Below are 22,188 nucleotides of genomic sequence, written 5' to 3'. Positions count from 1 at the left end.
GGGAAAACGCGGGGGCCTTTCCTGTGCACGGTGCCGCACGTCCGGCTAGATGACCGGGGGGCGCCCCAGCCGCGTCATGCGCCACACCGTGCGCCAGCGCATCGGCCGCCGGCGTCCGCACGGGGTCCGGACGCCCTCGGCGAAGCCCGCGGCCCACGCCCGCAGACCCGCCGCCGACGGGCTGCGGACGGCCGTCAGCCCCGCCCACACGCCGAGGTAGACGGGGACCAGCACCGCCGGCAGGTGGCGCTTCGCCAGCCACACGCGGTTCCGGGCGACCATCCGGTGGTAGACCGCGTGCCGGGTCGGCGAGGTGTACGGGTGCTGGAGCACCATCTCCGGCGCGTAGCGGATGTGCCACCCGTCGTCCAACGCCCGCCAGGCCAGATCGGTCTCCTCGTGGGCGTAGAAGAACTCGTCCGGCCAGCCGCCGGTCCGGTCCAGCATCGGCACGGACAACGCGTGCCCGCCGCCGAGGAACGTCGTGACCAGTCCGCCCTGCTGCGGATCGCCGACCCGTAGGCGCGGCACGTGGCGGCGCTGGGTGCGGCCCAGCTCGTCGGCGATGCGGAAGCTGACGATCCCCAACTTCGGGTCCTGCTCGTACAGTTCCGCGAGCCGGCTGAAGACGTCCGGGCTGATCAGCAGCCCGTCGTCGTCGAGGTCGACCACCACGTCCAGGTCACCGAGCTTGCGCAGCTCGTCCAGGGCGACGTTCCGGCCACCGGAGACCCCCAGGTTCTCGCTCAGCGACACGCCCGTGACGCCTTCGGGCAGCGGGGGCAGCGGCGAGCCGTTGCCGACGACCACGATGTGCGTCGCCGGAAGGTCCTGCTTCGCCACCGAATCCAGCAGCTCCTGGAGTTCGGCGGGGCGGTTTCCCATGGTCAAGATGGCGACGCCTACGCGCAGCTGACGCACAGATGAACACTCCGTTCTTGGCGGTCTCTTCAGCGATGCTAGCCGCCGCCACAGACCGCTGCGCGCCACGACGCAGCCACCGCGACATCCCGACGCGACGCGCTCGACAACGCCTCCACCGGCCCGGACGAACGACCGCGACGGCCCGCCCGAGGGGTGGCCGTCAGCCCTGGGGGGCGCTGGCGCCGGCCAGCGCACTCGGGCGGGCGGCGAACTCCCGCTCCGGGCCGAACCGCTCCTGATAGCCGTCGGCCAGGGCGCGCAGCGCCGCCGCCCCGTCACCCCCGTACGACGAGCCGTGCATCACCGCCAACGTCGAGGGCGCGAGCCTGGCCAGGGAACGCAGCGTCTCCACCGCCGCCGTCAGGCACGACGTCTGGCGGAACACCTCCTCCGCGTCCAGCGCCGGCTCCACCAGATCGTGGTCGGTGACCGGCGGGCCGTTGCCCAGGTGGGTGAAGAGGTCCCCGCACAACAGCGTGCCGGTGGTCTCCTCGAACAGCACTCGCGCCTCCCAATTGTGCGGCACGTGCGGGGTGTTGAGGTGCAGCACCCGGCGCCGCAGCACCTCCTTGCCGCCCAGGTCGAGGGTTTCGCCGTGCGCCAACGGGCGCGGCGGCCGGTCGGCGAGGTCGTCGAGCGAGACCAGACAACCCTGGAGCCCGTGCGCCACCTGGGCGCGCGGAGCCACGGCCAGGAACTCGTTCATCGCGCCGCACTCGTCGGCCTCCACGTGCCCGAACGCCAACCAGCGCAACTGGTCCAGCGGCACCACCCGGCGGACGGCCTCCGAGACCCGCGGGAAGAGGTGGCGCATGCCCGTGTGGAAGAGCAGCGGTTCCTCCGCGTCGATGAGGAACTGGTTGAACGTGAAGCCGGCCGGCGCGGCCACGTCCGGCACGAACGTGGAGATCCGGTAGATCCCGTCCGCGATCTCGTCGACGCGGGTGTCCGTCGCGTCCATCGGGCCGACGCCTCCTTCCGGAGCGGCCCCCCGTCCATCGTAGGGCGGGGGGTGGGGCGCGGCAGTACGGGCGGACGGGCCGAGCGGCGGCGACCCGGCGCTCCGCCGGTCCCGCGCGAGCGGGGCGGCGCCGGCGGGCGCTTGCCGGACAGCTGAGCCCCGTCACGCGGGCCCGGGCAGGTGATCTCGGCCACGGCACGTCTAGGGCGGCTCGGCCTGGGCAGGGGAGCCGGGCGGTGCGGTGTGCGGAATACCGTACGGGGTGCTGCTGTTACGGAAACTGTCACGAACGTGGTGACAGCGGCCGTAACGGAGGAGTGCCGGGCGGACCGCGCCCGCGTGCGGCGTGCCACCAGGCCCGCCGTAGCGTCGTACACCGCAACGAACCAACCGAACAGCCGAAACCAGCCACAGACGACAGCCGTCCCCGAGGCGCCGGCGTCACCCGCCGAAGCCACGACGGCCCGTAAGTAGGGAAGCGCGTATATGAGCACCGTGGAGCTCACCAAGGAAAACTTCGACGAGATCGTCTCCGGCAACGATTTCGTCCTGATCGACTTCTGGGCCGAATGGTGCGGCCCCTGCAAGCAGTTCGGGCCGGTGTTCGAGCGGTCGTCCGAGACGCACGGTGACCTGGTCTTCGCCAAGGTCAACACCGAGAAGGAGCCGGAGCTCGCCGCCGCCTTCGACATCCGCTCCATCCCCACCCTGATGATCGTCCGGCAGAACATCGCGGTGTTCGCCCAGCCCGGCGCGCTTCCCGAGGCCGCCCTGGAGGACGTCATCGGCCAGGCCCGCGCCCTCGACATGGACGAGGTCCGCGCCTCGGTCGCCGAGGCCCAGGCCCAGCAGGACCAGCAGGGGCAGCAGGGACAGGCCGGCAGCGGAGAGCAGGCGTAAGGCGAGTGAGCGAGCTGTTGCTGGTCCGCCACGGCGAGACCGAGTGGAGCCGCGACGGCCGGCACACCAGCTGGACCGACCTCCCGCTCACCACCGACGGCGAGGAGCAGGCCCGCGCCCTCCGCCCGCTGCTGTCGGGCCGGAAGGTCGCCCGGGTCTACGCCAGCCCGATGCAGCGGGCCCTGCGCACCGCCGAACTCGCCGGGCTGCCCACCCCGCACGTCCTCGACGACCTGCGGGAATGGGACTACGGCGGGGACGAGGGCATCACCACCGCCGAGATCCACCGCAGCAGACCCGACTGGTACCTCTTCGACGACGGCGTCGCTCCGGGACCGGCCGAGCACCCCGGGGAGTCGCCCGAGGAGGTCGGCGCGCGCGCCGACCGCGTACTGGCGCTGATCGCACCCCACCTCACGGGCGACGAGGACGACCAGGGCGACGAGGGGGACGTGGCACTCGTGGGCCACGCCCACTTCCTGCGGGTGCTGACCGCCCGCCGGCTGGGCCTTCCGGCCTCCGCGGGCGGACTTTTCACCTTCGGTACCGGCGCGGTCGGCGTCCTCGGCACCGAACACGACCGTCCCGCGGTCGTCGCCTGGAACGCCCGGAGCCTGTAGCGGGAGCGGGGCCAGTTCTCGTGCGGTGCGGTGCGGTTCGGGCCGGGCTCAGGCTGGTTCTGGTTCTGGTTCTGGAGCTGGGACTGGGAGCGGGACCGGAAGTGGGACCGGAAGTGGGACCGGGGTCACGGTGCCATCGGGTCGAGGTGCAGGGGCTGCACCTTGCCCTCGATCATGGCGCCCAGCCCCTGCACCGCGCAGGTCCCCGGCTGGTCCGCGATGTGCACCGGCATCGACGTGGCCTCGTGGATCATCGGCTCCAGCCCCGGGATCAGCGCGCTGCCACCCGCCAGCATGATGCCGCGCTCGCCGAGGTCGGCCACGAGGTCCGGCGGGCAGCGGCGCAGCACCGCCCCGATGCCGTCGAGGATCGCCGTCAACGGGGTGATGATGGCCCGCCGCACCCGCTCGGTGTCCACGTGCACGGACCGGGCGAGGCCGCTGACCACGTCCCGCCCGTGCACCTCCGTGGAACCGGGGGTCAGCTCGCCGTCCCCGGACAGCATCAGGTGCAGCGGGCGCACGGACTGGTTCGGCAGCATCAACTCGTGGTGCAACCGGAGGTGCTGGATCACCGCGTGGTCGATGGCGTTGCCGCCCACGGGAACGGTCTCCGCGGCGACGATCGAACCGAGCGAGAGCACCGCGACCTGCGTGGTACCCGCACCGCACACCACGATCATGGTCGCTTCCGGCTGCTCCACCGGGAGCCCGCAGCCGACGGCCGCCGCGACCAGCGTGTCGACCAGCTCGACCCGACGGGCACCCAGCCCGGTCAGGGTCTCCACCGCCGCCCGCTGCGCCAGCGGCTCACTGCCGTACGGCAGGCAGACCGCGGCCCGCATCGTGGGGCGCCGCCGCCAGGTCTTGCGCAACTTGTCGCCCACCAGGTGGCGCAGCAGCCGCTGGGCCATGTCGATGTCCACGACCGTCCCGTTGGAGACCGGCCGCACCACGCGGATGTAGTCGGGGGTGCGGCCGTCCATCAGCTCGGCCTGGGCGCCCACGGCCAGCATCGACCCGGTACGGGTGTTGACCGCGGCGACGGTCGGTTCGTCGACGACCAGCCCCTGGTTCTTGACGTACACCCTGGTCCGGGCCGCGCCGAGGTCGACGGCGGCCGAGCAGCGCCGCAGTTGGGCGAGGCTGATGGTCATGGTGGATTCCTCCCCGATGGGCCGGTGTGAACGTCCCCGGTGGGCCGGTATCTGGGCACGAGCGCCCGCACGTAAGCGCTCGTGCGCCATCCTCGTGGCCCGCACCGACGCCCGCCTGTTGAGCGCGTCCGCTCGGGGGACGGGGGCGGGGAGAGGGGGGAGAGGGGGGTGGGGCGAGAGGCTTTTTGGCCTGTTCAGGGGGTGTTCGGGGGGTGGGGTGTAGGGCGTGGGGTTGTGGTCGCGGGGGTGTTGCCGCGGGATCGTGGGGCCCTGGGCTCGTGGACGCGTGGTGCATCTGATGGGGTGACATCAGACGCTTGGGCGCAGTGATGTGATGCCTAGTCAGTTAGTTACTCGGTCAGTCAGTGACGGTGCGACTTCGGCGGCATCGCTGCTACGAGGCTTGTCGGAGCTGCTGGAGCTGCTGGAGCTGCTGGAGACGGCGGAGCCGATGGCTACGGGGTTCCCGTGGTGGTGGGGCCGGTGCTCGTGGGCTCCGCTCGGCGTTGGTAGAGGCCCCAGGCGAATTCCGCGATGACGTCCTGCGGCGGACCGTCCGGGCCGGGGGCGGTGCAGGCGAGGCGCCAGCGGGTGGGGGCGCTGCCCTCCATCGGGCGGGCCGGGGCGAAGGCGCGGGCGACCTCGTCGACCGTGCAGGACCACGGCACGAGGTCCGCGGTCGTGCGGAGGTCCGGGGCGGGCGCGCCGGGGGCGCGGACCAGCCAGGCGTTCCAGACGCTACCTCCGGGCGCGGTGAGCACCTCGAACCGCAGGTCCGGCCAGAGCGGGACGGGCCAGGTCAGCGCCTTGCAGGTCAGGTCGCCGATGCGGCGGGCGGCCGTGGCCTCGGGTGTGCCCAGCAGCGCCCGGTACGGCTGGAGGCCGGCGCGTGCCCGCGGGTTGTGCATCCGTGCCTGCCAGCGGCGGTTGGCCTCGCGCATCTGCGCGCGCGTGACGCCCAGTTGGCGGAGCGCGTCCTCGACGAGAACCGGTTGGTGGTCGGCCATCCGGCGCAGCAGCACGAGCTGGAACGCGAGGGGTCCTGGCAGGTCGGAGGGGGTGCCGGAGCCGGCGGGCGGGGCGTTGTCAGTGGCGGGGGTCATGATGGACATGGTCGTGGATGCCGGCGGGGGGAGGCGCGGGGGCGGGGGCCGGCGGGGTGCGCGGGGTGCGGGACGTGTGCGCGGCGCGTGGGGTGCGTGGGGCGCGTACGGGGCCCGGGCGGAGGCCGTCGGGCAGGAAGAGGACGGAATTGACGTAACGGCGGTGCGGGGCGAGGGAGCGCCGCAGCAGACCGTGTTCGGCGACGTGGGAGGTGCGGGACTGATGGGCGGGCAGATCGAAGTCGGACAGCGGCAGCCAGCGGTCATGCGGCAGGACCCAGCCGCGATACCCGCGGGCGGCGGTCCACTCCAAAACGGGTGCGAGCGGCTGGATGCGGGTCTCCAATTCGATGAAGAGGGCGGGTCGTTCGCGCTCGATGGTGCGTGCTGCGCCGCGTAGGACCGCCAGTTCGCCGCCATCCACATCGATCTTGATGAGGGTGACGGTGGTGAGGTCCAGTGTGTCCAGAGGGAGGCAGGGGACGTCCAGGGTGGCGGTGTGCACATCACGGCGTACGAGGGAGGAGACCCCGCGGTCGCCCCGGCCACCGGGCGGGAGCCAGAGCGTGGCGCACCCGGTGTGGTCGGTGGCGGCGGCGGAGATGACGTCGACGTGTGCGGGGGTGACAGACGCCAGCACCCGGGCCAGATGGGGGACGGGCTCGATGGTGACGACCCGGTCCGCGTGCCGGGCCAGGCGCCGGGTCCACGGGCCGTACCACCCCCCTACGTCCACGGCCGTGCCGCCGGCGGGGCAGAGGTCGTGCAGTCGGCCCAGTTCCGGTTCGAAGCGCGGGTAGAGCCCGGCCGCCAGCGCCGACACCAGCCGCCCCGGTAGCCAGGGCCCCACCCGCGCCGCCAGCGTCACGACCCTGCCCCCTCCGTCTGCTCCGCCTCCGCTTCCGCCTCGGCTTCCGCGGCCTCCTCGATCTGACGCACGGCGCGCTCGTGGTCCGCGTCCGAGAGTTGCTCCCCGGAAGACGGGAGCAACTGCGGAATCCCGTCGAGGATCGGATAGCGCCGCCGCAGCCGCGGGTTGTAGAGCGCCCCCTCGGCGGCCAGCAGCGCCAGCGGGCCCTTGTCGATCGGGCACGCGAGGATCCTCAACAGCGCATCGTCCGCCTTCACGACTCGCCCCCTGCCTGCCGCGCGTGTCCGGCGGGCACCGCGTGATCGACCCTGCCGTGATCGACCCTGCCGTGATCGACCCTGCTGTGCCCGATGCGGCCGTCGCTCGATTCCGCCGACTCGACCAACCTCGTCGATTCCGTCGATTCCGCCAACTCCGTCGACTCCGTCAACTCGATCAACTCGGTCCACTCCGTCATTGGTCAATCCCTTCGTGGTTTGTGCTTTCGGTTGCGAGGGGTGCGAGGGGTGCACGGGGCGCAGGTGGTGCCTGGTTCATGGCTCGGGTCTTGTGCGTTGCGGGGCGTGGAGCTCGTGAGTGGTGCTCCGGGTCTTCCTTGTCCTTGCCTTCCTTGTCCTTGTGTTCTCGTCTCTCCTTTCGTCTCTCGTCGTTCCCGGAACCGGACCCGGCGTCGTTCCCGGCTCCGTTCCCAGCCCCGGACCCGGCCTCGGCTTTGTTCCCGGACCCGTTCCCAGCCCCATCTCCCTCTCTGCGGTCGCGTCTGCATCCCCATCTGTCCCAACTGCGTTTGTCTGTAGGGATGTTGAGATGCGGGCGTCGGGTGGCGGTGCGGCTGGGGGAGCGAGCCTGGGTGCCGACCTCGATGCGAGCGGCGCTCTTTCGGAAGAGCTGGCGGGACTGGAGGGGCTAGAGGGACTGACAGGGCGAGAGGGACCGGAGGGGGGCGCGGTCGGGCGAGGGGCGGATGGTGCGGGCAGGCTGGGGTGCGGGTGCGGGTGCGGGTGCGGGTGCGGGTGTGGGTGCGTGGGCGCCAGGCTTGGCCGGCCGTGCGGTGACGGTGCGGGTGTGGCGGCGGGGGCTTCGTGGCGGGGCAGGGTCAGGAGGACCGTCAGTGCCACTGCGATGCCGCCCAGTCGCAGGGCCAGGCGCACGGGGTCGCCGGGTAGGGGTTCGCCGAAGGCGATGGTGCCGCAGGCGACCGTGAAGACGCAGGTCACGGTGGTGCAGACGGGGACGATCACCGAGGCGCGGCACCGTTGCAGGGCCGTCTGCGACAGGACCAGCCCCGTGGTGCCGGTGATGAGGAGGAGGTACGGGTAGGGCGAGCGGAGCAGTGCTGCCGCGGCGGCCGGCAGGTCGTGGAGGTCGAGCAGGCCGGAGGCGCCCTTGATGGCCAGCGAGCTGACGCCGTAGAGGAGTCCGACGGCCACGCCGTAGGGGACGCCTGCGGTCGGTCGGCGGTGGCGGCGCCGGGCGCGCCGTTCCGCCGAGCGGTACAGCAGCAGCCCGATGGCCAGGGACGGTATCGCGAGGGCGAGGAGGGTTGTGGGTGGTGCGGTGCGGGCGATGGTGCGGGCGTCGTCGTGCCGGAGGGAGGCGACGACCAGGACGAGCGCCAGCAGGATCGCGGCGATGCCCTGCCGCTCCCGGCCGCTGGTGCGCTCGCCCAGGACCATGGAGGACATGAGCAGCAGCAGGACCAGGCCCGAGATGAAGATGCCTTGGGCGGCGGCTATGGGGAGGGTGCGGTAGACGGCGAGTTGGGCGCCGAAGCCCGCGGCCAGGGCGAGTGAGCCGCCGAGCCACAGCGGGCTGCTGAGGAGGTGGCGCACGAGTTGGGCGGGGCGGCGGGTGGTGAGGGCGGGGAGGGTGGCGAGTGCGCGCTTCTCCAGGACGAAGCCGGTGCTGTACAGGACGTTGGCGAGGAGTGCGGACGCCACGCCCCACCAGAGCATTGGCCTACCTCCTCTCGGGATGGCTTGGGATGGCTTGGGGTGACTTCGGGAGGGCTTCGGGGCGGCTGAGGGGAGCGTTCGGGGTGGCTGGGGGGTGGCGTTCTGGGCGGCTGGGGGTCGGGGCGGATTCGGGTGGGCCTTGCGGGGGCCTCTTTCCTTGCTGTTTCGGCAACGATTACGGAATGTAGTTTTGTTCCCGGTTCGATTACGGAGCGTATCTGGGGCGGGCGTGGGCCAGGAGGATGGAGGACAGGGAGGGGGTGTGGCAGGCGGCGCGGTCGAGCGGGCGGAGGGGGCGGGGGACGTCGTGGTACGGGGCGCCGGCGATGCGGATGACATCGAACCCGGACGCGGTGAGGAAGGCACGGAGCGCGCGGGCCGTGTAGAGGCGTAGGTGGCCGACGACGTGGGTTCCGGGGCGGCCGTGGATGCCGCGCAGGCTGACCTCGGAGAAGACGGGTTGGACGCCGGCGAGCAGCAGGCCGCGGTTGTACCAGGCGGCTAGGTTCGGGGTGGAGAGCAGGAGGTGGCCGCCGGGGCGCAGGACGCGGCGCAGTTCGTCCAGTGCGGCGTCCGGGTCGACGAGGTGCTCGATGACCTCGCTGAAGAGGACCGCGTCGGCCGAGCCGGTCGTGAACGGCAGCCCACCGTCGGTGAGTTCGCCGCGGACGACGTGCCCGAGGTGGGTGGCGGCGCGGCGGAGGGCGTCCTGGGACCAGTCGACGCCGACGACGCGGTGGCCGGTGAGGACGTCCGCGGCGGTGGCCGCGGCGGTGCCGTCGCCGCAGCCGATGTCCAAGACGGTGGCGGGCGGGGCGCCGGCGCGGACGGGGCCGAGGGCACGCGCCAGGAGGCGGGCCTGGCGCCTGGTCCGGGCGTCGCCGGAGGCGACCGGCACCGCGGGGTTCTCGTAGAAGTCGCGCAGGGCGGTCATGGGGTGCCGCCTCCTTCGGTCCGTGGGGCGGAGCCCACCGGTGGGGGCGGTGTGGTGGCCGAGGCGGTGGTGGCGAGGGAGGTGCGGAAGAGGGCGAGCAGCCGGGCTGCGGCCGCGTCGTCGAGGAGCGCGCGGGACCAGCGGAGCGCCAGGTGGATGCGGTCGCCGTCGCGGGTCGTGGCGGTGGTGATGCTCAGGCCGCGCGGCATCCGGGCCGGGGCGGAGAACCACACCGCGGTCGCCCGGCCTCCCGTGTCGCCGAAGTCCAGGGGGTACGGGACGCGGCCGATGTTGGAGAGCAGGGCCGTGGGCGTCCAGGGGGCGGCGAGGGCGCGGAGGGCGCGGGTGAGGGCGCGCCGCGCCCCGACGGGGAGCGGGAGGGACGTCAAGGCGGCGGATGGGAAGCCGAGTTGGGGGCCCAGGGTGGCGGACTTCAGGGCGCGGGTGCGGGTCGCGGTGTGGTGCAGGAGGTGGGTGACGGTGGGGGCGGGGGCTTGGGGGCGGGCGGTGCTGCGGCTGGGTGTGGGGGGAAAAGCGACCGGGGTGAGGCGGGTGCCGTTGCCGATGGGCATGTGGGGGCCTCGTGGTCGGTCGTCGATGGGCATGGTGACGATGACGGGGGCCGCGGGGCGGTCGTGCAGCGCGTTCCAGTGGGTGGCCATGAGGTGGGTGGCGACCAGGAGTTGATCGTTGACGGTGTGGGGGGAGGGCGGGGAGTGCTCTGTGCTGTGGGTGTGGTGTGGGCGGGCGGGGAGTGGGAGTACGGCGAGGAGCATTCCGTTGCCGGGCCTGGGGGAGCGTGGCGTCGAGCGGTGGGGGGCGGCGGTGGTGGCGGTGTGGTCGGGGGCCAGGCGGGCGGGGCGGGTGAGGGGCCCGGGGCGGTAGGGGGATGGTGCGGGCGATAGGGGCGATGGGACTGAAAGGGCTGATGGGGGCGATGGGGTCGACGGAGTCGATGGGGCTGGGGCTGGGGATGCGACTCGTTGAGCGCGTTCGGCGGGTTCAGCGCGCTCAGCCCGTTCGGCCTCCGTCCGCCCCTCTCCTCGCCGCTCTCCCCGCACTTCGCTCCGCGCCTGCTGTCGTGGCGCTCGTGCCGTGGGCGGCGGTGGCGTGGGCGGCGGTGGCGTGGGCGGTGGTGGCGTGGGCCCTGACTGTGTTGCCTCGCGGTACAGGTCGGCGGTGGTGGCCAGAATGCGGAGGCCGGCCGGGGCGTCCAGGGCGGTGTGGTGGAGGGTGAGCAGCAGCACGGTGCCGGTGGGAGCGGTCGGCTGGGGGGCGTCGGTGGTGTGCGGGGGGTCGATGACCTCCAGGCGGACGGGGGGTGCGGCGTCCAGGGGTGGGCAGTCGGTGAGCGCGCGGGTCCGGGCCCGGGTGAGGGCGTCGGGGCCGGGCGGCGGGAAGGCGACCGGGTCCACGTCCGGTGCGGGCGCGAGTTGCCAGGTGTAGTGGCGGTGCCACCAGCGGGGCGGCAACTGGCGCACGAGGACGCGCGGATGGCGGGCGAGGGCCTGGTGGAACGCGGTGCGGAGGCCCTCGTGGTGGAGCCGGCCGGGGAGGTGCACCTCTATGTGGACGGTCTCCGGGGTGTCGTCCTGGAGGCAGTGCCGGGAGATCTCGTCCACGAGGGGGAAGGGGAGCCGGGCGGTCATCGTGGGGTGTCCTCCCGTCCGGTGGACGGAGGTCCGGCATCCGCGGGCCGTGGTGGTGTGCCGGTGGGCGATGGAGCTGGCGTGTCCGGCGGCGTGGCCCCGGTTTCCGCCCCGGCGACGGCGGCGGATCCGGCGACGGCGGCGACGGATCCGGCCCCGGGGACGGTGGGTGCGGTGCCGGTCCCGTCGTCAGTCCCGTCGTCGGTGCCGGCGGTTTCGGGCGTGGCCGTCGGCAGGGTGATGACGGCAGCGGCGAGGGCCAGGAGGGCCAGTGCCTGGGCGAGGGGGCTGAAGGCGCCCTGGCGCTCGGCGACCGGGTGGCCGGCGCCGAGGGCGGCCGTGATGCCGGCGGCGAGCATCGCGGCGCCGGCCAGCGGCGCCAGCACCCGTGGCCGGAGCCGCGCCAACAGGGCCAGGGGCAGGACGACCAGTGCGTACGGGCCGGCGGCCAGGGCCAGTACCGCGGTCAGGGCGAGCGCGCCCACGGCCCAGGACGGGGCGGGCGGTTGCTGTGCTGCGGGGGGTGGGGTGCGGGGGGTGCGGCGGATCAGGGCGGCGCCGAGGAGCAGGACGAGGCCCAGGACGCCGCCGATGAGGCCCAGGTGGTAGGTGGTGGCCGGGGCGTAGGTGAGTTCGACGGTGCCGCCGGCGCCGGCGGGGACGAGGAACGCCTGTTGCCAGCCGTCGATGCGCAGCGGGGTGAGTTCCCGGCCGTCGAGGGTGGCGTGCCAGCCGTCGTTGGCGTTCTCGTGGAGTTGGAGGTAGGCGGCCGGGCCGGCGCCCAGGGCGACGGTGCGGTGGTCTCCGGTCCAGTGCCGGGCGGTGGCGGTCCGGGCCGGGGCGGGCGCGGAGCGCACGGAGGGGCCCGCCGACCGGCTGTCGCCCGGGGCGCGGGCGCCGGCGGTCGTCGTTCCCCGGCTGAGCGTGACGTCCGTGAGGGCCAACGGGCCCTGGTCGCCGGCTTCCACGCGGTGTTGACCGGCGCGCATCAGCAGCTGCCCGTGGCGGACGGCGGGGCCGCAGGGGTGGACGGTGAGGGGGCGGCGGTCGGTGAGGTCGCGGACGGTGCCGCCGGCCTCGGTCGCGTACAGGATGCCGTCGACGGCGAGTACGGGCCCCTGGCCGCAGGGGAGGGAGAACCGTTCGCCGGGGGCCGGGCGGGGGGTGCGGTAGGCGTCGAGCGCGGGGAGGTAGACCTCGCTGAGGCCGACCGGGAGTTGGAGGGCCTGGCCCGCGACGGGGTTGCTGAGGGTGAGTTCCTTGACCTTGCTGATGGTGATGTCGAGGCGGTCGGTGGTGATCGCATCGAAGCGGGCCAGTCCGTTGTCGTCGACGCCGGCGGTGGCCGCTCCGTAGGGGGAGTTGAGTTGGATCTGTTCGGGGCGGGTGGAGATGCCGCCGGCCGCGGCGAGCACGATCTGGTCGATCTTCTTCTTGCCGGGCCAGCGCAGGTGGATGGTGGGTTTGGCGCCGGCGATCCAGGCCGTCGTCAGGTCGCCGTCGACGAGGTTGCGGGGGCTGAGGGACTGGCCGAAGCCGAAGCTGGTGGAGTCGGCGGTGGCGGTGATGCGGTCCTTCTGCTCGGGGGCGACCTTGTCGAGGAGCCGGTCGAGGGCGGGGCCGGGGACGGCGAGCGCGGTGCCGGTGACGGAGTACGGGGCGGTGCGGGCGGTGCTGAACTGGCGGTGCAGGCCGACCTCGGCGGAGACCGGGGAGAGGCCGCCGGGGTCGCTGCCCCGGTGGAGGGAGACGACCTCGGCGGGGGCGTCGGAGTGCGTGGCGTCGGTGGGGAGTTGGAGCATCCGGGTCACCTGCACGCCGGGGATGGCGATGTCGGTGAAGCCGGCGCCGGAGAGCCCGGCGCGTGGGGACTGCGAGCCGGTGATGGTGAGTTGGAGCCAGGTCGCCTTGCCGGCGGGGGCGTTGACCTGTTGGCGGGAGCCGTCGGGGCGCAGGGTGCTGTCGGCGCTGCCGCGGTCGGTCTGGATGCGGACGGCCGTGGGGGCGGCGCGCAGCCCGTCGCCGGGCAGGGGGGTGACCCGGAGGTGGGCGGGGAGGGTGGTGGGGGAGGCGAAGGCGATGCGGATCCACTGGCCGACGGGGTTGCCGGCGCTGCCCTCCGCCCAGGCGGTGTCGGGGTTGCCGTCGAAGGCGTTGACCGGGTCGTACTGCGGAAGGTGGAAGAGCCAGTTGCCGCTGGAGGACGCGGTGACCGAGGCGGCGCCGCGCAGGACGGCGGTGGTCTGGTGGTCGGTGCCGGCGGTCGGCAGGATCTGCCGGGGCGGTCGGCCGGGGTCCTGGACGCTGCCGGGGAGGTTTCTCTCGTCGGCGGTGTAGGTGTACGAGGTGTTGCTGTTGACCAGCCCGAAGCGGGTGTCGGCGCGGCGCAGTCCGTCGGCGGTGAGTTGCAGCGGCGGGGTGCTGACGCCCGGGTGGGGGTCGCCGGCCAGGACGGTGGCGCGGTCGCGCAGCGCGGGGTCGGCGGAGAGTTGCAGCAGGGCTTCCGGGCCGCCGCTGAGCCGGGCGGTGTCCGCGGCCGCGGGGGCGGTGACGGGACCGGGCTCCGGGACGCCCTGCGGCCGGTAGACCTCGACGGCGCGTTGGCGCGGGTAGAGGCCCTGGACCTGGACGGGGGCTTCGGTGGGGATCCGGCCGCCGGTGGTGAGCGGTCCGAAGGCGGCGACCTTGCGGTAGCCGGACGCCTCCAGGGTGCGCTTGACGGTCTGCGGGGGGACGTAGCCGATCTGGTCGGGGTCGAGGTCGTTGCGGACGACGACGTCGTGGATGCCGGCCCGGTGCAGGTAGTCGCGCAGGCCGGGGACGTCGGCGCCGGTGAGCAGGGCCTGTTCGACGGCGTCCAGGGCACGGCGCGAGCCGGGCGTCCCGAACGGCACGAAGTCGCGCTGCGCCCAGGGGGAGCGGGCGAGCACGTCGAGGGGGTCGTCGATGGGGGAGCCCCAGGTGAACAGGCCGTGGGCGGTGGCGGGGACGACCAGGGCGCGGCTGCCGTGGGTGTGGTCCTTGAGCCAGCCGGCGGTCTGCTGCCAGTAGGTGGGCAACTGGCGGAAGGCGCCGGGCTGTAGGACGGTGCCGCCCAGGTAGGGCAGGGCGAGGGCGGGCAGGACGAGGAGCGCGGTGAGGGCGGCGGGCAGCCGCCGGGTGGGCAGGCGGGTGCCGCGGCGCCCGGTGCCGGCCCAGCGGGCGGTGCCCAGGAGGTGGGCGATGCCGAGGGCGAGCGCCAGGCCGAGGCCGGGGGTGAACTTGTAGATGTTGCGGAACGGGCGCAGCCAGCCGTTCAGCCAGTCCTGCCAGGGGCCGTGCAGTGGTCCGCCGAGGGCGCCGCCGTAGCCGGCCAGGGTGATCAGTGCGACGGTCAGCACGGTCAGCAGCAGCCAGCGGCGTTCGGGCAGGTCGCGGCGGGCCAGGCCGGCCAGGCCGAGGGCGGCGGCGAGGGCCGAGCCGGCGACCGCGACGGCGTTGCCGGTCAGGGTCCAGCCGGCGGGCAGCCAGGGTTCGCCGAAGTTGAGGTAGCCGACCCAGTTGCCGGCGCCGCGCAGCAGTTCGGTGGCGGACATGGTGCCGGTGGTGGTGTCGGCCTGTTCGATGAACGGCATGAAGTTCTCGCCGTGCAGGCCCAGGAGGAGCAGCGGCACCACCCACCAGGCGGTGGCCAGCACGATGCCCGGCAGCCACCAGGCGAGCAGGGCGCGGCGGCGCGGCCCGGCCCGGGAGAGCAGGTACAGCAGCGCGGGCAGCAGGGACGCCAGGGTGGAGGCGGCGTTGACGCCGCCCATGCAGGGCACCAGCAGGGCCGAACGGGCCGCCGCGGTGCGGGCGCCGAGCCGGTGGTCGGTGAGCGGCAGCAGCACCCAGGGCAGCAGGGCGCCCGGCAGCGCGGCGGCGGACGTGGAACCGATGACGAGGGTGAACGCCGGCCACAGGGCGTAGCAGGCCGCGCCCAGGAGCCGGGTGGGCGGGGTGCCGGCGCGGAACCGTTCGGCGAGGCGCAGCGCGCCCCAGAAGGCGGTGGTGACGATCAGCGACATCCACAGCCGTTCGGCGAGCCAGACGGGCAGGTGGACGAGGTGCGCGGCCCCGTAGTAGGGGAGGGAGGGGAAGGCGTAGCCGACGTACTGGTCGGCGAGGCCGCCGAACCCGGCCCGGTCGTGCCACAGATGACCGAGGTCGGTGAGGAACCGCCACGGGTCGGTGGCCACCCCCAGCTTCGTCTCGAACGTCATCTTCCCCGGTGAGGGGCCCAGGAACGCGACCAGGACGGTGGCCCAGAACGCCAGCAGCCAGCGCCTGCGCCGGGGGGCGTCGGGCGGTGGGGCGGGGGCGGTGGCCTGGGGACCGCCGGCGTCGGGGGCTCCGGGGGACGGGGACATCTTCAGCGTCTGGGTCATGGCAACCGCCGGAGGATGAGGAGGAGGTTCCAGGTGGCGATCTCGCGGACGCCGGGGAGGCGGGGGATGGTCTCGGCGAGGAACGGGGCGTAGCGGGAGCGGGCGGTGACGACCGCGACGTCGTCCCGGGCGCGGACCTGCCGCAGGGTGCGCCCGACGTGCACGGCGAAGAGGTTCTCGCCGAGGGTGTGCTTGGCGGGGCGGCCGGTGCGCCGGTGGTAGCGGCGGCGGGCCCGTTCGGCGCCCACGTAGTGCCAGGGCGCCGTCTCGTGGCCGCCCCAGGGGGAGAGCCAGTTGGTGAACGCCACGTAGACCAGCCCGCCGGGGCGGGTGACCCGCACCAGTTCGCTGAGGAACGTCTGCGGGTCGGCCACGTGCTCCAGGACGTTGGAGGAGAAGCACACGTCGGCGGTGCCGTCGGCGAGCGGCAGCAGGTAGCCGTCGGCGCGCACTGCGCCGCCGGGGGGCCGGCCGCGGGCGGTGAGTTCGGCGGTGTCGGGCTCGAAGAGGTAGCCGTGGGCGCCGCGGCGGCGGAACTCCTCGGTGAAGTGGCCGCTGCCGCCGCCGACGTCGGCGACGACCGCGCCGTGCAGCGGCGCGTACCGTTCGATCTGGTCGGCGGCGTCCTGGGCGAGCAGCCGGTAGCAGTGGTCGGGGTCGGTCGGTTCGTTCAGGAAGGCCCGGAACAGGGCGAGGGACCTGCGCAGCGAGGGGTCGCGCACGGGGCGGTCACCGCCCGGGGGACGGCTGGAGGTACGCCTCCGCGGCCACCGCCCGGAAGCTGCGGACGGTCCGGCTCCATCTGAAGCGGGCGGCGCGGTCGGCCGCCGCGGCGCCCAGGGCGTGCCGCCGCCGGGCGCTCAGGCCCAGGGTGCACCAGTGCGCGGCGAAGGCGCTCTCGCCGCGGGCCAGCAGTCCGGTGGTGCCGTCCTCGACGGAGTCCCGCAGGCCGGGGATGTCGAAGCCGAGGGTGGGGGTGCGGCGCGCGGCGGCCTCCATCGCCACCAGGCCCCACCCCTCGACGAGCGAGGGGTGCAGCAACAGCCATGCGGAGCACAGCAGTTGGTGCTTGCGCTGTTCGGAGATCCGGCCGGTGAAGGTGACGTCCGGGCCGGCCAGCGCGGTCAGCCGGGCGCGTTCCGGGCCGTCGCCGACGATCACCAGCCGGCCGCCGGTGACCGGTCGGACCCGCTCCCACAGCCGCAGCAGCAGGTCGATCCGCTTGTACTCGACGAGCCGGCCCATGGCCAGGAACAGCGGTTCGGGGGCTTCGGGGACGAGCGGGCCGGGCTCCTCCACGCCGTTGTGGACGAGTCGGATCCGGTCGGGTGCGACGCCGAGGTCCCGCAGGGCGGCGGCGGTCGAGTCGGAGACCGCGACCATCAGGTTGCCGCGGTGGGTGCCGGCCAGCGCCCAGTGCTCCAGGCGGCGGCCGAGCCGGGCGGCGGGGGCCGGGTAGCGCATCCGCCACAGGTCGGTGTGGACGTGGTTGACCAGGCACAGGGTCGGGCCGCGGTGCCACAGCGGCGCGAGGTAGGGCATGCCGTTGCAGACCTCGACCAGCAGGTCGCAGCCGCCGGCCGTGCGCGTCACCTGCCGGGGGACGCGCAGGAAGTGGCCGGCGTCGCCGCCGGCGGAGACGACGCGGTAGCCGCGCTCGGACGTCGGCCCGCCGCACAACAGGGTCACCTGGTGGCCGTGCCCGGTGAGGCCCTCGGCGATCCGGTCCACCAGCAACTCGGAGCCGCCGGCGGCGGGGTTGCCCAGGTCGCGGCGGGCCAGGAACACGATCCGGCGGGGGAGCGGGGCGGCGCCCGCGGCCGGTTCCGGGGGAGCGGCCGGAGCGTCGGCCGCGGCCGGCGGGCGCAGCGCCGGGGGGCGGTGCGGGACGGGCCCGGCGGGCGCGGGGAACGCGCCGGGCAGCGGTGGGGAAGGGGGGACGCGCTGCGGCATGAGCGATCCAACTCGTCTCAGGGTGCGGTACCTGTGGTGGGGGACGTACTGCGTGCTGAGTCGTGCGGGTCGTGCTGAGTTGTACGGGGCGAGCGGGGCGTGCGGAGGGTGCGGGGTCGGCGGGCCGTGTGGGGACGGCCCGGTGCGGGGCGTGTTCCGGTTGGGAGGCACAGTGTTCGCGGCCGGGCGGGGCCGCGGCTACTCACCGGGGTGACAAAATCCGCACCGGTCCCGCCCGCCCGCTCCGCACGCCGTTGAGAATCGGCCACCTCACCGGGCGCTTCCCCGCCGCCTCAGCGGCCGTTGCGTCGCCCGCCCCGCAGCCCGCCCCGGGCCACCAGCAGACCGCCGGCCACCGCCAGCACCCCACCGGCCGCCCCGGCGGTCACCGGCAGGGTCCGCCCGACCAGGACCAGCTTCGCTCCGTCGGCCCGCGCCAGGGCGACCTGCGCCCGACGGGTGGCGGGGGTGAACGCGAGCCCCCGGGCCCGCAGCAGGACGACCGCGTCGCGCCGCGCGCCGGGGGCCCGCAGCGTCTTGACCGGCGAGATCGACGCGTCGACGATCCGGCCCGTGCGCTCCTCGACGACCAGGCCGATCCCGGTGTTGGCGTACCACTCCTCCGCCTGGATCTGGCCCTGCCCGGGCCGGCCGACCAGCCGCCCGGGCACCTGCCGGGTGCCGGTCCGGGTCGCCGGCACGGTCCCGGCGAAGCGGTAGCCGGTGATCCCCGACAACTGCACGGTGCCGGCGAAGCGGAGCGGCACGGCCGCGCCGAGGGTGTCGTCCCACCAGCGGTAGGTCTTCTTCTGCACCGCGAACGGGAACTTGAGGTACGCGTCCCCGTCGAAGCGGGTGGGGCCCTCCCCGCAGCAGTGCACCGGGGCGTTGCTGCGCCGGTCGGTGACCCAGCGACCGGTGGTCCACTGGAACGACCGGCGCGGATCCGCCAGGGGCAGCGTGGCCGGGGTGTCGACCGTCGTGGACACGTCCCACACGGCCCGCCCGCTCCGCTCGCTCGCCGTGACGTCGCCCAGCACATGCCGGGTGACGGTGATCCGCTGCCGGTCCCGGGTGGCCAGCGCCCCGGTGTCGAAGTAGCTGCCGGTGCCGGTGAAGACCGTGGTGACGTCGACGTCGACGGGGGTGACCGCGGCCCGCGGCGTCACGTACCAGGCCAGCAGCGGGGCCAGCACCAGCAGGAACACGCCCGCACCCAGGAGGGCCAGGGCGAGCGGCGCAGCGGTGCGGGCGGTGGGCGTGGTGGGGGTGGTGGGGGTGGGGGCCGTGGGGACCACCGGTGGACGGCCGGGAAGCCTGGAACGACGCATACGAGCACTCCTGGAAGCGGTGAGGGGAACACGCCCTGGTGCACGTGCGGCGCCGCGACGCGGCGCCATGGGCCGGGAACGTAAGGGAACCCTTGACAGCGCGTCAATGCCCTTCCACACTCGGCAGGCACCGTGACCGAAGCGGCGCCGCGCGGTGGGAACGCGGCACCGACGCCGGTCTCCCGAGCCGCCTGCCCGACGCGGGCCGCGGAGCCGCAGGGCCGCCCGACCCGCGGCCGCGGGCCCGTCGACGCGCTCCTCGTGCCGCTCTCCGGTACCGGCCCGCGCCGTCCTCCCGGTACCCGCTGCCGACGAAGGGATCGCCGCGCCATGCACCGCACGCTCGCCGCCGCACTGACCGCGCTGGCCGCCACCGCCCTCGCCGTGGGCGCCGCGCTGGGCATCGTCGCCGCCCTGCAATCCACCCCCGAGCAGCCGAACGTGCCCCTGGTGACCTTCGGCCGGCCCGGCGCGTAGGGGCGGCCGCCGTGGTGACCGCGGTCCGTTCGGCGTGGCGGGAGGTGCCGTCCGCCCAGGTGCGCCGGTTCGCCGCCCTGGCACTTCAGGAGGTCCCCGCGCTGGCACAGGAGATCTTCCGGGAGATCCGCCGCGAATACCCCCAACTGCCCCTGGTCCCGGACGAGTCGGGGGAGCCGCGGGCCCTGGTGGGCATCCGCCAGTCCCTGGAGCACTTCGTCGGGCATCTCACCGCCGGCCCGGACCGGCCGCACGTCCACCCGCGGGTCTTCCAGGAGTTCGGGCGCGGCGAGGGCATCCAGGGCCGCAGCCTGGACGTCCTCCAGGCGATCTACCGGCTGGGGGTGCGCCTGGCCTGGCGCCGGCTGGCGGAGATCGGCCAGCAGGTCGCCATTCCGGCGCCCGCGATGTACGAACTGGCCGAGTCCGGCTTCGAGTACCTCGACGGGCTGGTCGCCGAATCCGTCCGCGGCTACGCGGAGGCCGCCGCCCGCCAGGCCGGCGAACGCCTGCGGATGCAGCGCCGGCTGATGGACCAACTCTTCGCGGAACCGGTCCCGACGGCCGACGAAGGGCGCCCCCGCCACCGGGACGCCACCGCGCACGCGCCCCTGGAACCCGGCGGTCCGCCCCCGCCCGCCTCTCCTCCGCCGTCCCCACGGGGGCCGGCGCCCGCACCGGACCACGGGGACCCGCGTCCGCTGCTCGCCGAACGCGCCCACCTGATCGGCTGGCCGCTGCCCGAACAGGTCGCGGTGGCCGTGCTGTTGCGCCCGGACCGGGGGGCGGTGGCGCCGGCGGTGGCCGACGGGATCCTGCTGGACATGGAGTGCGAACGGCCCCGGCTGGTGGTGCCGGAGCCGGAGGCCCCGGGCCGCCGCGAACTGCTGGCCCGCGCCGCGGCCGGCTGGTCGGGCGCCATCGGCCCGGCCGTACCGCTGCTGGACGCCGGCAAGTCGCTGCGGTGGGCGACCTCCGCGGTCGACCTGATGGAGCGCGGGCTGCTGCCCGCGGGCGAGCTGTTGCAGTGCACCGAGCACACCGAGGCGCTGGTGCTGTTGCCGCCGGGCGAGCTGATCGAGGACCTCACCCGCCGCCGGCTGGCCCCTCTGGACGACTGCGGCCGCACGCACGGCCGACGGCTCGCCGAGACCCTCCTCGCCTGGCTGGAGACCCGCGGCGGCGCCCCCGAGATCGCCTCCCGGCTCGGCGTCCACCCGCAGACCGTCCGCTACCGCCTCCGCCAGATCCGCGAGTTGTGGGGCGACGACGTCGACGACCCGGACCGCCGCTTCGAACTCGAACTGGTCCTCCGCGCCCAACGCCTGCGCGGGAAACTCGGATAGCCACCCGCCGACGCACCGCCCTCGCCGGCCCGTGCACCGCCCTCGCTGCCCCGTACACCGCCCCGACGGCGCGCCCCGGCGGGCCTGCCCCACGCGTCGCGCCGATCGTGGAACACCCACGCCCGCCCCGGCGTTGTGGCCCCGCAGGGGGCGCGCCCGACCCCTGGGGGATCCGTTCCCCCACACCCCAGGGCGCCGCCGAAGCCAGCTCCCCCACCGTGCGCCCGCGGCCCCTTCCGCCGATCAGGTCGGGCGGCGCGAGGACCCGGGAAAACCCTTCGCACCCGAGTGCTTCGCCCGGTACGGTCTCGAACGCGTTCCGTCCGCGGACCCCCCAGGGCTCCGTGCGCGACCGCCGCATCCGTTCCCACCCTGAGAGCAGGTTTCGTCGATGGCATGTCGGATCAGTGAGCTCGTGCTCGGTTGCCGCGACCCCGAGGTGCTGGCGCGGTTCTGGTGCGAGGTCCTGGACTTCGTGGTGCTCGATCGCGAAGGGAACGACTGCATCGAGATCGGGGCGCGCGAAGGGTTCGGCGGCCCGCAGCCGACGCTCATCCTCAGCCGCCGGGACGAGCCGGAGCCGGGCAAGCCCCGCCTGCACATCGACGTCAACCCCACCGACCGCGATCAGGACGCCGAGCTCGAACGCCTGCTGGCGCTCGGCGCGCGCCCGGCCGACATCGGCCAGACCGGCGAGGAGCAGTGGCACGTCCTCGCCGACCCCGAGGGCAACGAGTTCTGCCTGCTCAAGGCGCGCCTCAACCCGCTCTGACGGCTCCGGGCCCCGGTGCGGTCCGAGGCCCCGACGCGCACCCCGCACGCCCCGCTGACCCCACCCGCCCCGCCGCGGTCCTGGGGCCCGTGCCGCTGCGCGGTGTGCGGACCGCGCCGGCCGCGGGGCAGGGGACGGGCGGCGACCACGGGGCCGCCGCGCCCGTCACCGTCAACCGAGGTCAGCTGAAGTCGAATTCCCCGGTGCGGGTCCGCTTCAACTCGAAGAACCGGTCGTAGCCGGCGAGCAGCCGTGCCCCGTCGAAGATCCGGGCCGCGTCCTCGCCCCGGGGGATCGCCATCAGGACCGGCCCGAAGAAGGCCACCCCGTCGATGTGGAGCGTGGGCGTGCCGACGTCCTCGCCGACCGGGTCCATGCCCTCGTGGTGGCTCTTGCGCAGCGCGTCGTCGTAGGTGTCCTGCTCGGCGGCGCGGGCCAGCTCGGCGGGGAGCCCGACCTCGGCCAGCGCCTCCTCGATGACGGTCGCGGTGTCCTCCCGGCCGTCCTTGTGGATGCGGGTGCCGAGCGCCGTGTACAGGTCGCGCAGCACCTCCTCGCCGTGCTCCTGGGCGGCCGCGATGCACACCCGCACGGGCCCCCAGCCGGCGTCCAGCAGCTCGCGGTACTTCTCGGGGAGGTCCGCGCGGCCCTCGTTGAGCACGGACAGGCTCATCACCCGGAACCGCAGGTCGATGTCCCGGAGGTGCTCCACCTCCAGGATCCAGCGCGAGGAGATCCAGGCGAACGGGCAGATGGGGTCGAAGTAGAAGTCGACGGTGTGGCGGGCGGGGCTCTGGTGCGTCATGCGGTCCAGATTAAGCCGCCACCG

General features: G+C 74.4%; 19 protein-coding genes and 1 pseudogene. 5 read left to right on the top strand and 15 right to left on the bottom strand.

Translation table 11 applies throughout. The features are described from left to right. Nucleotides 1-45 precede the first annotated feature (45 nt). Both ACJ6WD_RS25475 and ACJ6WD_RS25470 read right to left on the bottom strand, forming a co-directional pair. Nucleotides 46-921, bottom strand: coding sequence for a glycosyltransferase family 2 protein (locus ACJ6WD_RS25475; protein WP_016571865.1), 876 nt, complete (start codon nucleotides 919-921; stop codon nucleotides 46-48). A 163-nt stretch (nucleotides 922-1,084) separates the two neighbouring features. Next, a complete protein-coding gene (locus ACJ6WD_RS25470; protein ID WP_331250011.1) occupies nucleotides 1,085-1,885 on the bottom strand; it encodes an MBL fold metallo-hydrolase in 801 nt (266 codons plus the stop codon). 486 nt (nucleotides 1,886-2,371) lie between these two features. On the opposite strand from ACJ6WD_RS25470, the gene trxA reads away from it, so the two are divergent. Further along, nucleotides 2,372-2,785 carry a thioredoxin gene (trxA, locus tag ACJ6WD_RS25465; protein ID WP_233661657.1) on the top strand — a complete coding sequence of 138 codons (414 nt, stop codon included), beginning with the start codon at nucleotides 2,372-2,374 and terminating at the stop codon, nucleotides 2,783-2,785. A gap of 5 nt (nucleotides 2,786-2,790) precedes the next feature. Beyond that, nucleotides 2,791-3,405 (top strand): histidine phosphatase family protein, encoded by a 615-nt coding sequence (locus tag ACJ6WD_RS25460; RefSeq protein WP_016571862.1) that lies wholly within the window; start codon nucleotides 2,791-2,793, stop codon nucleotides 3,403-3,405. 125 nt (nucleotides 3,406-3,530) lie between these two features. Here ACJ6WD_RS25460 and ACJ6WD_RS25455 read toward each other — a convergent pair whose 3' ends face one another. From ACJ6WD_RS25455 to ACJ6WD_RS25400, 12 genes and pseudogenes are all read right to left on the bottom strand, one after another. Then, a complete protein-coding gene (locus ACJ6WD_RS25455; protein ID WP_016571861.1) occupies nucleotides 3,531-4,562 on the bottom strand; it encodes a rod shape-determining protein in 1,032 nt (343 codons plus the stop codon). 455 nt (nucleotides 4,563-5,017) lie between these two features. Then, nucleotides 5,018-5,665 carry a hypothetical protein gene (locus ACJ6WD_RS25450; RefSeq protein ID WP_233661656.1) on the bottom strand — a complete coding sequence of 216 codons (648 nt, stop codon included), beginning with the start codon at nucleotides 5,663-5,665 and terminating at the stop codon, nucleotides 5,018-5,020. Further along, nucleotides 5,649-6,533, bottom strand: a complete 885-nt coding sequence (locus ACJ6WD_RS25445; RefSeq protein ID WP_407616560.1) for an FkbM family methyltransferase — start codon at nucleotides 6,531-6,533, stop codon at nucleotides 5,649-5,651. Before ACJ6WD_RS25445 ends, ACJ6WD_RS25450 begins: the two co-directional genes overlap by 17 nt. Then, on the bottom strand, nucleotides 6,530-6,793 hold the full coding sequence (locus ACJ6WD_RS25440; RefSeq protein WP_407616559.1) for a Trm112 family protein: 264 nt from the start codon (nucleotides 6,791-6,793) through the stop codon (nucleotides 6,530-6,532). The genes ACJ6WD_RS25445 and ACJ6WD_RS25440 overlap by 4 nt, the downstream gene beginning before the upstream one ends. Continuing rightward, nucleotides 6,790-6,993 (bottom strand): hypothetical protein, encoded by a 204-nt coding sequence (locus ACJ6WD_RS25435; protein WP_407616558.1) that lies wholly within the window; start codon nucleotides 6,991-6,993, stop codon nucleotides 6,790-6,792. Before ACJ6WD_RS25435 ends, ACJ6WD_RS25440 begins: the two co-directional genes overlap by 4 nt. A gap of 592 nt (nucleotides 6,994-7,585) precedes the next feature. After that, nucleotides 7,586-8,491: pseudogene (locus tag ACJ6WD_RS25430) on the bottom strand (DMT family transporter); the annotation flags it as partial. A gap of 205 nt (nucleotides 8,492-8,696) precedes the next feature. Further along, the gene (locus ACJ6WD_RS25425) at nucleotides 8,697-9,425 is read right to left on the bottom strand and encodes a bifunctional 2-polyprenyl-6-hydroxyphenol methylase/3-demethylubiquinol 3-O-methyltransferase UbiG (RefSeq protein WP_233661652.1); all 729 of its coding nucleotides are present in this window, start codon (nucleotides 9,423-9,425) and stop codon (nucleotides 8,697-8,699) included. Then, on the bottom strand, nucleotides 9,422-11,074 hold the full coding sequence (locus ACJ6WD_RS25420) for a condensation protein (protein WP_407616557.1): 1,653 nt from the start codon (nucleotides 11,072-11,074) through the stop codon (nucleotides 9,422-9,424). The genes ACJ6WD_RS25425 and ACJ6WD_RS25420 overlap by 4 nt, the downstream gene beginning before the upstream one ends. Then, nucleotides 11,071-15,480, bottom strand: a complete 4,410-nt coding sequence (locus ACJ6WD_RS25415) for an alpha-(1->3)-arabinofuranosyltransferase family protein (protein WP_407616556.1) — start codon at nucleotides 15,478-15,480, stop codon at nucleotides 11,071-11,073. Before ACJ6WD_RS25415 ends, ACJ6WD_RS25420 begins: the two co-directional genes overlap by 4 nt. After that, a complete protein-coding gene (locus tag ACJ6WD_RS25410) occupies nucleotides 15,477-16,202 on the bottom strand; it encodes a class I SAM-dependent methyltransferase (protein ID WP_233660920.1) in 726 nt (241 codons plus the stop codon). The genes ACJ6WD_RS25415 and ACJ6WD_RS25410 overlap by 4 nt, the downstream gene beginning before the upstream one ends. 7 nt (nucleotides 16,203-16,209) lie before the next feature. Next, complete coding sequence (locus tag ACJ6WD_RS25405; protein WP_331250102.1) at nucleotides 16,210-17,433, bottom strand: glycosyltransferase family 4 protein; 1,224 nt, start codon at nucleotides 17,431-17,433, stop codon at nucleotides 16,210-16,212. 293 nt (nucleotides 17,434-17,726) lie between these two features. Beyond that, nucleotides 17,727-18,764, bottom strand: a complete 1,038-nt coding sequence (locus tag ACJ6WD_RS25400) for a DUF3068 domain-containing protein (RefSeq protein WP_407616555.1) — start codon at nucleotides 18,762-18,764, stop codon at nucleotides 17,727-17,729. A gap of 330 nt (nucleotides 18,765-19,094) precedes the next feature. On the opposite strand from ACJ6WD_RS25400, the gene ACJ6WD_RS25395 reads away from it, so the two are divergent. The 3 genes from ACJ6WD_RS25395 to ACJ6WD_RS25385 all read left to right on the top strand — a co-directional run bounded on the left by ACJ6WD_RS25395 (nucleotide 19,095) and on the right by ACJ6WD_RS25385 (nucleotide 21,359). Beyond that, nucleotides 19,095-19,241: a hypothetical protein gene (locus tag ACJ6WD_RS25395; protein WP_233660917.1), complete on the top strand. Its 147-nt coding sequence runs from the start codon at nucleotides 19,095-19,097 to the stop codon at nucleotides 19,239-19,241. Nucleotides 19,242-19,252: 11 nt separating this feature from the next. Continuing rightward, a complete protein-coding gene (locus ACJ6WD_RS25390; RefSeq protein ID WP_407616554.1) occupies nucleotides 19,253-20,587 on the top strand; it encodes a helix-turn-helix domain-containing protein in 1,335 nt (444 codons plus the stop codon). A gap of 391 nt (nucleotides 20,588-20,978) precedes the next feature. Further along, nucleotides 20,979-21,359, top strand: a complete 381-nt coding sequence (locus tag ACJ6WD_RS25385) for a VOC family protein (RefSeq protein ID WP_331248405.1) — start codon at nucleotides 20,979-20,981, stop codon at nucleotides 21,357-21,359. Between the two features lie 181 nt (nucleotides 21,360-21,540). Here the strand turns inward: ACJ6WD_RS25385 and ACJ6WD_RS25380 are convergent, their stop codons facing one another. Next, nucleotides 21,541-22,164 carry a DsbA family protein gene (locus ACJ6WD_RS25380; RefSeq protein WP_233660915.1) on the bottom strand — a complete coding sequence of 208 codons (624 nt, stop codon included), beginning with the start codon at nucleotides 22,162-22,164 and terminating at the stop codon, nucleotides 21,541-21,543. Between the last annotated feature and the right edge of the window lie 24 nt (nucleotides 22,165-22,188).

It is taken from the genome of Streptomyces sp. VTCC 41912 (genome assembly GCF_045799175.1).
Taxonomy (GTDB): domain Bacteria; phylum Actinomycetota; class Actinomycetes; order Streptomycetales; family Streptomycetaceae; genus Streptomyces; species Streptomyces albulus_C.
This window is presented reverse-complemented; position numbering and strand designations above follow the sequence as displayed.

Excerpts from the sequence above, each read along its gene's own strand:
- ACJ6WD_RS25455 (WP_016571861.1), bottom strand. The coding sequence starts at position 4,562 with ATGACCATCAGCCTCGCCCAACTGCGGCGCTGCTCGGCCGCCGTCGAC.
- ACJ6WD_RS25420 (WP_407616557.1), bottom strand. The coding sequence starts at position 11,074 with ATGACCGCCCGGCTCCCCTTCCCCCTCGTGGACGAGATCTCCCGGCAC.
- ACJ6WD_RS25470 (WP_331250011.1), bottom strand. The coding sequence starts at position 1,885 with ATGGACGCGACGGACACCCGCGTCGACGAGATCGCGGACGGGATCTAC.
- ACJ6WD_RS25380 (WP_233660915.1), bottom strand. The coding sequence starts at position 22,164 with ATGACGCACCAGAGCCCCGCCCGCCACACCGTCGACTTCTACTTCGAC.
- ACJ6WD_RS25385 (WP_331248405.1), top strand. The coding sequence starts at position 20,979 with ATGGCATGTCGGATCAGTGAGCTCGTGCTCGGTTGCCGCGACCCCGAG.
- ACJ6WD_RS25415 (WP_407616556.1), bottom strand. The coding sequence starts at position 15,480 with ATGACCCAGACGCTGAAGATGTCCCCGTCCCCCGGAGCCCCCGACGCC.
- ACJ6WD_RS25395 (WP_233660917.1), top strand. The coding sequence starts at position 19,095 with ATGCACCGCACGCTCGCCGCCGCACTGACCGCGCTGGCCGCCACCGCC.
- trxA (WP_233661657.1), top strand. The coding sequence starts at position 2,372 with ATGAGCACCGTGGAGCTCACCAAGGAAAACTTCGACGAGATCGTCTCC.
- ACJ6WD_RS25435 (WP_407616558.1), bottom strand. The coding sequence starts at position 6,993 with ATGACGGAGTGGACCGAGTTGATCGAGTTGACGGAGTCGACGGAGTTG.
- ACJ6WD_RS25450 (WP_233661656.1), bottom strand. The coding sequence starts at position 5,665 with ATGACCCCCGCCACTGACAACGCCCCGCCCGCCGGCTCCGGCACCCCC.
- ACJ6WD_RS25425 (WP_233661652.1), bottom strand. The coding sequence starts at position 9,425 with ATGACCGCCCTGCGCGACTTCTACGAGAACCCCGCGGTGCCGGTCGCC.
- ACJ6WD_RS25400 (WP_407616555.1), bottom strand. The coding sequence starts at position 18,764 with ATGCGTCGTTCCAGGCTTCCCGGCCGTCCACCGGTGGTCCCCACGGCC.
- ACJ6WD_RS25405 (WP_331250102.1), bottom strand. The coding sequence starts at position 17,433 with ATGCCGCAGCGCGTCCCCCCTTCCCCACCGCTGCCCGGCGCGTTCCCC.